The sequence below is a fragment of the Achromobacter sp. DMS1 genome, from assembly GCF_001270295.1.
Map to the genome: position 1 here is coordinate 1 of NZ_LHSJ01000147.1, position 10,289 is coordinate 10,289.

Here is a 10,289-nt window from a genome sequence, read left to right on the forward strand (position 1 = left end):
TCGGAAAAGATTACGGTGAAGCTAGAGGGATCGGGCAAGGTGGGCGAGCGCTATATCGGGCTTTGCGGCATCCGCGATCCCTACACCATCGCCAATATCGACCGCGTGATCGCTTGGGCGCGGGACAAGGTGCGGGAGCGCTTCGGCGATGTCGGCTACGAACTGCACTACAAAGTCTACGGCCGCGATGGCGTAATGGGAGATCTCGAGCCCTTGCGCAATCAGCCGGGCCACGAGCTTTGCGTGCTGGTGCAGGGCGTGGCCCCGACCGCAGAGATGGCCGAGGAGCTGACCCTGACCGGGCTGCGGCAGATGTTCTACGCGCGGCTGCCCGACGTGAAGGGCACGGCTGGTTCCGTATCGTTTCCGCTGGACGAGGTGGTGCGCGCCAGCGCCGCCTACCGCTGGACACTGAACCACACGATTGCCGTCGACGATGTTTTCGACCTGTTCCAGGTCCACCTTACCGAAGCCTGAGGAATCCGCCATGGCCACGACAAAGCTGAGCGAACTCGCCAAGACCATACGCAGCAAGAACGCGGGGGTGAACAAGATCACCTTCGACATCATTTTCCGCGACCGCGATACCTATGAGGCCGTGAAGCGCTCGGGCGCGGTCACGCGCGAGAGCGTGGCAGCGCTCTATGGAATCGGTCAGGAGCGGATTTCGGATTTCGTGGAATACGATCCGGGCCTGGCGATCAAGTTCACGTTCTACCGGCTGGCTCCGAGCGGGTCGGCGGGCGACGGCGACATTTTCGGCGCGCAGCAGTACGCGCCTTTGCTGGACGTGCCCGTGACGCTCTGAACGACGGCGCGGCGACGACTGTTCGCATACAAGGGGAAAACGCATGAAATGCATGATGATAAGAGTCCTGGCGCTTGCCGCCTGCGCCCTGGCCGCGCAGGCCGGCGCGCAGACGGCGGTGCCCAAGCAGATCAAGATCGTGGTGCCGTTTTCGGCGGGAGCCAGCAATGACGCCATTGCCCGCGCCATCGCCCCGCAGCTGGCCGAGGAGTTCAAGACCGTCGTCATCGTCGAGAACCGCGTGGGCGCGGCGGGGGTGATCGGGTCGGAGTACGTGGCGAAATCGCCCAAGGACGGAGCGACGCTGCTGCTGACGTCTTCCACGTTTTTCACGTCCGCCGCCACGCAGCCCCGCATGCCGTACGACCCGGTGAAGAGCTTCGCGCCGGTGGCCATGGTGGGGCAGGGGCCGCTGGTGCTGGCGGTGTCCGGCGCCAAGCCCTATGGCGATCTGCGCGCGGTGCTCGATGCCGCGCGGGCCCGGCCGGACGCGTTGAACTACGGCACGGCCGGCATCGGCTCGCTGGCGCATCTGGCCACGGTGATGATGAACGACGCGGCCAGGGTGTCCATGACGCACGTGCCTTACAAGGGCGCGGCCAATGCGGCTTCGGACCTGGCGGGCGGCCAGATCGACATCATGCTGGCCAACTACAGTTCGCTGGCGCCGCTGGTGCAGGGCGGCAAGGTCAAGCTGGTGGCGACGACCGCGCGCGGGCCTCATGCGGCGTTTCCCAACCTGCCGCCGGCCGCCAGCGTGCTGCCCGGCTATGCCGTGGATATCTGGGTGGGAGTGTTCGCGCCCGCGGGCACGCCGCAAGATCTGGTCGACCGCTACAACGCGGCCATCAACCGCATCGCGCGCTCGCCGGAGACGACCTCGCTGCTGGACATGGACGGCACAGTGCCCGCCAGCATGACGAGCGGGGAATTCGGCAAGCGGGTCGCCAGCGATCTGGAACAATGGCGGGCGGTGGCGCAGAGCCACCACATCAGCGTCGAATAGGCCGGGCGCGGCGGGCAAGGCGTCAGGCCGCATCGAGCCGGCCGCACCCGGACGGGTTCCTCCCGCGCAGGCCGCACCCGGGCCCACCGCTCCAGGAGGCGCGGCCGGCCCAGGCGCGGCCGGCTCAGGCGCGGCCGGCGTCAGGCGCGGCCGGCTCAGGCGCGGCTGGCGCCCTTGTCCATGCCCAGCTTGGCCATCTGGTGCCTGAGCGCATGGCGCGACAGGCCGAGGACGCGGGCGGTTTCTCCGAGATTGCCGCGCTGGGCCGCCAGGGCGGCCTCGATCATGCCGGCGCGGAAGGCGGCGGTGCGTTCGGCGTAGCTGCCGGCCGCCGCCGGGGCGGCCGGCGACGGGCTGCGCAGGATGCGGGCGGGCAGGTGCTCCACCCCTACGGTGTCGCCGTTTTCGAGTATGCAGATGCGCTCCAGCAGATTGCTCAGTTCGCGCACATTGCCCGGCCACGCATAGCGCCGGAACGCTGCTTCCACGGCGGCGTCGATGTGCTTGAAGCGGCTTGCGTGCAGGCGGTTGTAGCGTGCCAGGAAGCGCTCGGCCAGCACGAACACATCGTCGCCGCGTTCCCGCAGCGGCGGCAGATTGATGGCCACGACCTGCAGACGGTAGTAGAGATCGTCGCGGAACTTGCCGGCATGGACTTCGCCCAGCAGGATCTTGTTGGTGGCGGCGATGAAGCGCACGTCCGTGGTCAGTTCGTGCACGGCGCCGATGCGGCGAAAGCGCCGGCTGTCGAGCAGCGTGAGTATCTTGGCCTGCATCATGGGCTCGAGCTCGCGCACCTCGTCCAGGAACACGCTGCCGCCGTTGGCGGTTTCCAGCAGGCCGATCTTGCGCGCCACGGCGCCCGTGAAAGCCCCGCGCTCATGGCCGAAAAGCTCCGATTCCAGCAGGTTGCCGGGGATGGCGGCGCAATTGATCTCGGTGAAAGGCTTGTCCGCCCGGCTCGAGTGGTCGTGCAGGGCGCGCGCCACCAGGCCCTTGCCGGTCCCGGTTTCGCCATAGATGAGGACCGTGCTGGCGCGGCTGCGGGCCACGCGCAGGACCAGGTCGCGCAGGGCGACGATGGCAGGATGATCGCCGACGATCGTTTCGGCAAGCGGGGCTGCGGGGGTCATGGACGCCGGATGGGAAAGAACGGACACGGCGGCATTATCCCGGCAATGCGGCCGAAAGCGACATTCCGGCATACCCGGGGTCGGCCGGCAAGGCGAGAGGGGTCAGGCCATGTCTGCGCGTCGGGCGGCTGGCGGAGAGGGAAGGCTTGGGGGATTGCGGCGGAGGACGGCGCCGCGGAGACAACTTGCCGGGCCGCGCATGCCTCGCTCAGGGGCGGAGGGACTGGGGCCGGGCCGGCTGCAGGAGGCAGGGACGTACCGCGTACGCCCTTTGCCTGCTTACTTCAGATGCGCGTTGACCAGTTTGGTCAGTTCGAACATCGTGACCTGATCTTTGCCGAAGATCGGGCGCAGCTTGGCATCGGCGTTGATGTTGCGCTTGTTGCTGGCGTCTTGCAGGTTGTGCTTCTTGATGTATTCCCAGATTTTCTTGGTGACCTCGGTGCGCGGCACGGCCTCCGAGCCAATGACAGCGGCCAACTCGGGGCTGGGGGTCAGGGGCTTCATGAATGCGGCGTTCGGCTTGCGCGCGGTCGCGGGTTTGGAGGTTGTGGCCATAATGCGGCGCTCCTTCTCTGGCTGTTGGAAAAATTGTCCTGCGGCCGGAGCATAACGTGTCTCTCAGGTAAAGACAAAGGCATTTATCCTCTGTAGCAACTAAAATATCAAAACCGTCCCCCATAGCCCGGCATTCTGTAACGTCCTATGTACGCACGATCTCCGTTGGAATCGATTCGGCTTTTTCATGACGAATTGACCGCATTGCGGCGCGATTTGCACGCCCATCCCGAACTGGGTTTCGAGGAGGTCCGCACCTCCGGTATCGTGGCCGGCGCGCTGGAGGCGCTGGGCATAGAGGTGCATCGCGGCATCGGCAAGACCGGCGTGGTGGGGGTGATACGCGGCAAGCGCTGCGACAGCGGCCGCATGATCGGGCTGCGCGCCGACATGGACGCCCTGCCCATGACGGAAGACAACGACTTTGCCCACAAGTCCACCAAGCCGGGCCTGATGCACGGCTGCGGCCACGACGGGCATACGGCCGTGCTCATCGGCGCGGCCAAGTACCTGGCGCAGACGCGCAACTTCGACGGCACAGCGGTGCTCATTTTCCAGCCGGCCGAAGAAGGGCGCGGCGGCGCAAAGGCCATGCTTGAAGACGGGTTGTTCGACACCTTTCCGTGCGACGCCATCTATGCCCTGCACAACTGGCCGGGGCTGCGCCCGGGCACCATCGGCGTCAATCCCGGGCCGATGATGGCGGCGGCCGACCGCTTCGAAATCCTCATTACCGGACGGGGCGGCCATGGCGCGCATCCGTACCAGACCATCGATCCCGTGACGATCGCGGGGCAGGTGATCACTGCGCTGCAGACCATAGTCTCGCGCAACGTGAACCCGCTGGATTCGGCCGTGGTGTCCATCGGCTCGATGCAGGCGGGCCATCCGGGCGCCATGAGCGTGATTCCGCGCGAGGCCCGGCTGGTGGGCACGGTGCGCACCTTTCGCCGCTCGGTGCAGGAAATGGTGGAGGCGCGCATGCGCGAGCTGGTCACGGCGATCGCCGGAGCCTTCGGCGGAACCGCGGAGGTCACCTATGAACGCATCTACCCCGCCACGCTCAACACCCCGCAGCACGCCAACCTGGTGGCGGACATCGCCACCGAGATGATCGGCAAGGAAAACGTGGTGCGCGACCTGACGCCTTCGATGGGCTCGGAGGACTTTTCTTTCATGCTGCAGAGCAAGCCGGGCGCTTATTTCCGCCTGGGCCAGGGCGGCGCCGAGTCCGGCTGCGTGCTGCACAATTCCCATTTCGATTTCAACGATGCCGTCATTCCCCTGGGCAGCGCCATGTTCTGCGCGCTGGCCGAACGGGGCATGCCGCTGGCAGATTAAGAAGCTTTCCATGTCCACTCAAACGACCACGCAGCTCACCATCACCCGCCCCGACGACTGGCACTTGCATCTGCGCGACGGCGCGGCGCTGCGGGCCGTGGTTGCGGATACGGCGCGCCAGTTCGCGCGCGCCATCATCATGCCCAATCTCAAGCCGCCGGTGACCACCACCGAGCAGGCGCTGGCCTATCGCTGCCGCATTCTCGAAGCGCTGTCGGCGGCCGGTGTGGCGCCCGGCGCGTTCGATCCGCTCATGACACTCTACCTGACCGACAACACCTCGGCCGAGGAAATCGCGCGCGCGCACGCTTCGGGCCAGGTTTACGCGGTGAAGCTGTATCCGGCGGGCGCCACCACCAATTCGGACGCGGGCGTGACGGACCTGCTGGGCAAATGCGCGAAGGCGCTCGAGGCGCTCGAGAATTGCGGCATGCCGCTGCTCGTGCACGGCGAAGTGACCGATCCGGCCATCGACGTGTTCGACCGCGAAGCGGTGTTCGTCGAGCGGGTCATGGTGCCGCTGCGCCGCGCGTTCCCGGCGCTCAAGGTGGTGTTCGAGCACATCACCACCAAGGAAGGCGCGCATTACGTGCGCGACGCGGAAGGCCCGGTGGCGGCCACCATCACCCCCCAGCACCTGCTGTACAACCGCAATGCGATTTTCCTGGGCGGGGTGCGTCCGCATTGGTACTGCCTGCCCATCCTGAAGCGCGAGACGCACCGGCAGGCCCTGGTGGAAGCCGCGACCAGCGGCAACCCGCGCTTCTTCCTCGGCACCGACAGCGCGCCGCACGCGCGCGGTCTGAAAGAACACGCCTGTGGCTGCGCGGGCTGCTACACCGCGCTGCACGCCATGGAGCTCTACGCCACGGCCTTCGAGGCCGCGGGGCGTCTCGACAAGCTCGAGGCCTTCGCCAGCTTCCACGGGCCCGACTTCTATGGGCTGCCGCGCAACACCGGCACGCTGACGCTGGCGCGAGAAGCCTATCAGGTGCCGGCGGAAGTGCCGTTCGGCGACACCACGCTGGTGCCGCTGGCGGCGGGCGAATCGCTGGCCTGGCGCGCGCACTGAAAGCGCGCCGGGCGCGCATTCAGAGCGTGCCGTCGCGGCGCGCTTCCAGCTGTTCCCAGCGCGCGAATTTGTCCTCCAGCTCGCTTTCCAGGCGCGCCAGTTCGCTGTTGATGCGCTCCACTTCGGCGGGCGCGTCGCGGTAGAGGCTGCCGTCGGCCAGCTTTTCGGCCAGCTCCGCCTGTTGCGCTTCCAGCGCGGCGATGGCGTCGGGCAGTCCTTCCAGTTCGCGCAGCTCCCAGGAATTCATCTTGCCGGGCTTGGGGCCGGGCCGGGGCTTCCGTGGTGGGCGACTTCAACGGCTGGGACGCGCGCCGCCACGCGATGCGCCTGCGCCACGCGGCCGGGGTATGGGAGATTTTCATTCCGGGCGTGGCGCCCGGCGCCCGCTACAAGTACGCGGCCTGACCACGCGCGACGGCGGCAGCTACTCAAGGCGGACCCCATGGCGCGGCGCAGCGAGGCGCCGCCGGCCACCGCCTCGGTGGTGGACGACCCCGCGCCCTACGCCTGGCGCGACGACACATGGATGCAGGAACGCGGCGTCAGGCAGGCGCCCGAGGCGCCCATTTCCATCTACGAAGTGCACGCCGCCTCCTGGGCCCCGTCCGACGGCGGGGAATGCGCCTGGGACCGGCTCGCCGCCCGGCTGCCCGCCTACGCCAAGTCGCTCGGTTTCACGCATGTGGAGCTCATGCCCGTCATGGAGCACCCTTTCGGCGGCTCCTGGGGCTACCAGCCGCTGGGCATGTTCGCGCCGTCCGCCCGGCTGGGGCCGCCGGCCGCCTTCGCGCGCTTCGTCGACGCCTGCCATGCCGCCGGCATCGGCGTCATTCTCGACTGGGTGCCCGCCCACTTTCCGGACGATCCCCACGGCATGGCGCGTTTCGACGGCAGCGCGCTCTATGAGTACGAAGACCCGCGCGAAGGCTACCACCCCGACTGGCACACCATGGTCTACAACCTCGGCCGCACGGAGGTGAAGGCCTTCATGATCGCCAGCGCCATGCATTGGCTGGAGCGTTTCCACGTGGACGGCCTGCGGGTGGACGCCGTGGCGTCCATGCTCTACCGCGACTACAGCCGCGCGCCGGGCCAGTGGATTCCCAACCGCTACGGCGGCCGCGAAAACCTGGAGGCCGTGCAGTTCCTGCAGGAGCTCAACAGCGCCGTGCGCGCGGAGCACCCCGACGCCATCATGGTGGCCGAGGAATCCACCGCCTGGCCCGGCGTGACCGCGCCGGCGGATCAGGGCGGGCTGGGCTTTCACTACAAATGGAACATGGGCTGGATGCACGACACGCTGCGCTACATGGCGCACGACCCCATTCACCGCAAGTACCGCCATCACGACGTCACGTTCGGCATGGTCTATGCCTACAGCGAGCGCTTCATCCTGCCGCTCTCGCACGACGAGGTGGTGCACGGCAAGGGGTCGCTGCTGGGCAAGATGCCCGGCGACGCGTGGCAGCGCCTGGCCAATCTGCGGGCCTACCTGGGCTTCATGTGGGCGCATCCGGGCAAGAAGCTGCTGTTCATGGGCGGCGAGCTGGCGCAGCCCGCCGAATGGAACCACGACGCCCACCTCGACTGGAACCTGCTGGACGCGCCCAGCCACCGCGGCATGCAGCGGCTGGTGGCCGATCTCAACGCCCTCTATGCGGAACTGCCCGCCCTGCACCGCCTGGACGCCAACCCGGCCGGCTTCTCGTGGGCCGTGATGGACGACCACGACAACAGCGTGCTGGCTTTCGTGCGCACCGACGGCGCCCAGCAGCTGCTCGCCGTCTGCAATTTCACGCCCGTGGCGCGCCACGATTACCGCGTCGGCGTGCCGCGCCACGGGCGCTGGGTGGAGCGCATCAATACCGACGCCGTCTGCTACGGCGGCTCGGGCATGGGCAACCAGGGCGGCGCGAACACCCGCGACACGCACGCTCACGGGCACCCGCAGGCGCTTTCGCTGACCCTGCCGCCGCTCTCGGCCCTTTTCCTGCTCCACCAAGGCCAGGGCGACTCTTGACAGGCTGAATTCCCATGAATCCCACCCAACTGCACCGCATCCAGGGCGGCAAGCCCTACCCCCTCGGCGCTTCCAGCGACGGCCTGGGCGTGAACTTCGCCGTGTTCTCGGCCCACGCCACGCGCATCGAGCTGTGCCTGTTCGACCCCAAGGCGCGCAAGGAGCTGCGCCGCTTCACGCTGCCGGAATGCACCGACGAGATCTGGCACGGCTACCTGCCCGACGCGCAGCCCGGGCTGATCTACGGCTACCGGGCGCACGGCCCCTACGACCCGCGCAACGGCCACCGCTTCAATCCGCACAAGCTGCTGCTGGACCCCTACGCCAAGCAGCTCACCGGGCCGCTGCACTGGAGCGACGCGCTGTTCGGCTACCGCATCAACCACGCCCGGGCCGACCTCAGCCTGGACCGCCGCGACAGCGCGCCCTGCATGCCCAAGGCCGTGGTCACCGAGGAAGCGCCCTTCAACTGGGGCGACAGCATGGCGCCCCGCACGCCCTGGACCGACACCACCCTCTACGAAATGCACGTGCGCGGCGAGTCCATGCAGCGCGAGGACCTGCGCCAGCCGCTGCGCGGCACCTGCGCCGCCCTGGCCGATCCGCGCTTCATCGAGCACCTGCAGCGCCTGGGCGTGAGCGCCGTGGAGCTCATGCCGGTGCACGCGTTCCTGCAGGACCGCTTCCTGCTCGAACGGGGCCTGCGCAACTACTGGGGCTACAGCACGCTCTCCTTCTTCGCGCCCGAGCCCGCCTACGTCGGCCAGGGGCCCAACGAGTTGCGCCGCGCCATACGGCGGCTGCACGCCGCCGGCATCGAGGTGATCCTGGACGTGGTCTACAACCACACCTGCGAAGGCAACGAACTGGGGCCGACGCTCTCCTGGCGCGGTCTGGACAACGCCAGCTACTACCGGCTGGTGCCGGGCGACGAGCGCTACTACATCAACGACACCGGCTGCGGCAATACGGTCAATGTCTCGCACCCGCGCGTGCTGCAGATGGTGACCGACTCGCTGCGCTACTGGGCCGCCTCCTATGGCGTGGACGGTTTCCGCTTCGACCTGGGCGCAACCCTGGGCCGCGAGGGCACGGGTTTCGACCCCGGCTCGGGCTTCTTCGACGCGGTGCTGCAGGATCCGATGCTGTCGCGGCTGAAGCTGATTTCCGAGCCCTGGGACGTGGGCCCCGACGGCTACCAGCTCGGCCATCATCCGCCCGGGTTCGCCGAATGGAACGACAAGTTCCGCGACGCCACGCGCCGCTACTGGCGCGGCGACGAAGGCATGCGGGGCGAGATGGCGGCGCGCCTGTGCGGCTCGCGCGATTTCTTCGATCACCGCCACCGCCGCCCCTGGGCCGCGGTGAACTATGTGGCCTCGCATGACGGCTTCACGCTGGCCGACATCGTGAGCTACGACGGCAGCCACAACGAAGCCAACGGCGAGAACGGCCAGGACGGCCATAGCGAAAACTACAGCCACAACTGGGGCGAGGAAGGCCCCACCGACGATCCCGACATCCTGCAGACCCGCGTGCTGCTGCAGCGCGCCATGCTCGCCACGGTGTACCTCTCGGATGGCACGCCCATGCTGCTGGCGGGCGACGAATTCGGCAACAGCCAGGAAGGCAACAACAACGCCTACTGCCAGGACGCCCCGCTTTCCTGGCTCGACTGGACGCAGGCGCAAAGCGACGCGGGACGCGAGCTGTCGCGCTTCGTCGCCCGCCTCATCGCCCTGCGGCGCGCCCACCCCAGCCTGCGCGCCGCCCGCTACGGCAACGCCGCCGAGGAGCTCAGTCCGGGCGTGCCCGCCATGTCTTGGTTCGACACCGAAGGCCAGGCGCTGGACGAAGCCGCCTGGCAGAATCCCGAGGAGCGCACCCTGGCCCTGCGCCGCGCGGCGCGGCGCGAAGACAGCAGCGTGGACATCACACTGCTGCTGCTCAATCCCGGCCACGAGGCCGCGACCTTTCTGCTGCCGCAGCCCGCCGAGCACTGGATACGCGAACTGGACAGCGGCACCCTCGCGCCGGCCGCACCCCTGTCCGACGCACGGGTTCCGGTGGGCCCCCGCACGACGTGGTGCTGCTGTGGGCGGCCAAGGTGCAGGGAGCGGCGCCATGAGCATGCGTTCCGCCGGCGCGGCGGCTCCGCCCGCCTATTCGTATGCCCATGGCGCGCTGCCGCTGGGCGGCGGGACGACGCGGTTCCGCCTGTGGGCGCCCACCGCCCCGCCGGGCCTGGCCCTGGAGATCGAAGGCCGTCCGCCCATCGCGCTGCGCCGCGACGCCAAGGCTACGTGCAGGCCGACGTGCGATGCGGGCCGGGCACGCGTTACCGCTACCGC

At 68.3% G+C, this 10,289-nt stretch carries 7 protein-coding genes and 3 pseudogenes; 7 read left to right on the forward strand and 3 right to left on the reverse strand.

Features of this window, described 5'->3' with window-relative positions; all coding sequences use genetic code 11:
• From AD428_RS16475 to AD428_RS16485, 3 genes and pseudogenes are all read left to right on the forward strand, one after another.
• Positions 1–477: pseudogene (locus AD428_RS16475) on the forward strand (acyclic terpene utilization AtuA family protein); the annotation flags it as partial.
• 10 nt (positions 478–487) lie between these two features.
• A complete protein-coding gene (locus tag AD428_RS16480) occupies positions 488–808 on the forward strand; it encodes a DUF4387 domain-containing protein (RefSeq protein WP_053245895.1) in 321 nt (106 codons plus the stop codon).
• A gap of 52 nt (positions 809–860) precedes the next feature.
• Positions 861–1,814, forward strand: a complete 954-nt coding sequence (locus tag AD428_RS16485; RefSeq protein WP_235490585.1) for a tripartite tricarboxylate transporter substrate binding protein — start codon at positions 861–863, stop codon at positions 1,812–1,814.
• A gap of 155 nt (positions 1,815–1,969) precedes the next feature.
• Here the strand turns inward: AD428_RS16485 and AD428_RS16490 are convergent, their stop codons facing one another.
• Both AD428_RS16490 and AD428_RS16495 read right to left on the reverse strand, forming a co-directional pair.
• Positions 1,970–2,947 (reverse strand): sigma-54 interaction domain-containing protein, encoded by a 978-nt coding sequence (locus AD428_RS16490; RefSeq protein WP_053245897.1) that lies wholly within the window; start codon positions 2,945–2,947, stop codon positions 1,970–1,972.
• Positions 2,948–3,226: 279 nt separating this feature from the next.
• Positions 3,227–3,505, reverse strand: coding sequence for an SWIB/MDM2 domain-containing protein (locus tag AD428_RS16495; protein WP_053245898.1), 279 nt, complete (start codon positions 3,503–3,505; stop codon positions 3,227–3,229).
• Between the two features lie 147 nt (positions 3,506–3,652).
• Here AD428_RS16495 and AD428_RS16500 point away from each other — a divergent pair, with 147 nt between their 5' ends.
• Together AD428_RS16500 and pyrC are read left to right on the forward strand one after the other, a co-directional pair.
• Positions 3,653–4,846, forward strand: a complete 1,194-nt coding sequence (locus tag AD428_RS16500) for a M20 aminoacylase family protein (protein WP_053245899.1) — start codon at positions 3,653–3,655, stop codon at positions 4,844–4,846.
• Positions 4,842–5,918, forward strand: coding sequence for a dihydroorotase (gene pyrC / locus AD428_RS16505; RefSeq protein ID WP_053245902.1), 1,077 nt, complete (start codon positions 4,842–4,844; stop codon positions 5,916–5,918). Before AD428_RS16500 ends, pyrC begins: the two co-directional genes overlap by 5 nt.
• 19 nt (positions 5,919–5,937) lie before the next feature.
• Here pyrC and AD428_RS16510 read toward each other — a convergent pair.
• Positions 5,938–6,201 (reverse strand): annotated as a pseudogene (locus AD428_RS16510) (ABC transporter ATP-binding protein); the annotation flags it as partial.
• Here AD428_RS16510 and glgB point away from each other — a divergent pair.
• Together glgB and glgX are read left to right on the forward strand one after the other, a co-directional pair.
• A pseudogene (glgB, locus tag AD428_RS16515) lies at positions 6,195–7,938 on the forward strand (1,4-alpha-glucan branching protein GlgB); the annotation flags it as partial. The pseudogenes AD428_RS16510 and glgB sit on opposite strands and share 7 nt — an antisense overlap.
• A 14-nt stretch (positions 7,939–7,952) precedes the next feature.
• Positions 7,953–10,289: glycogen debranching protein GlgX (glgX, locus tag AD428_RS16520; protein ID WP_235490587.1), on the forward strand; the 2,337-nt coding region annotated here is incomplete at its 3' end.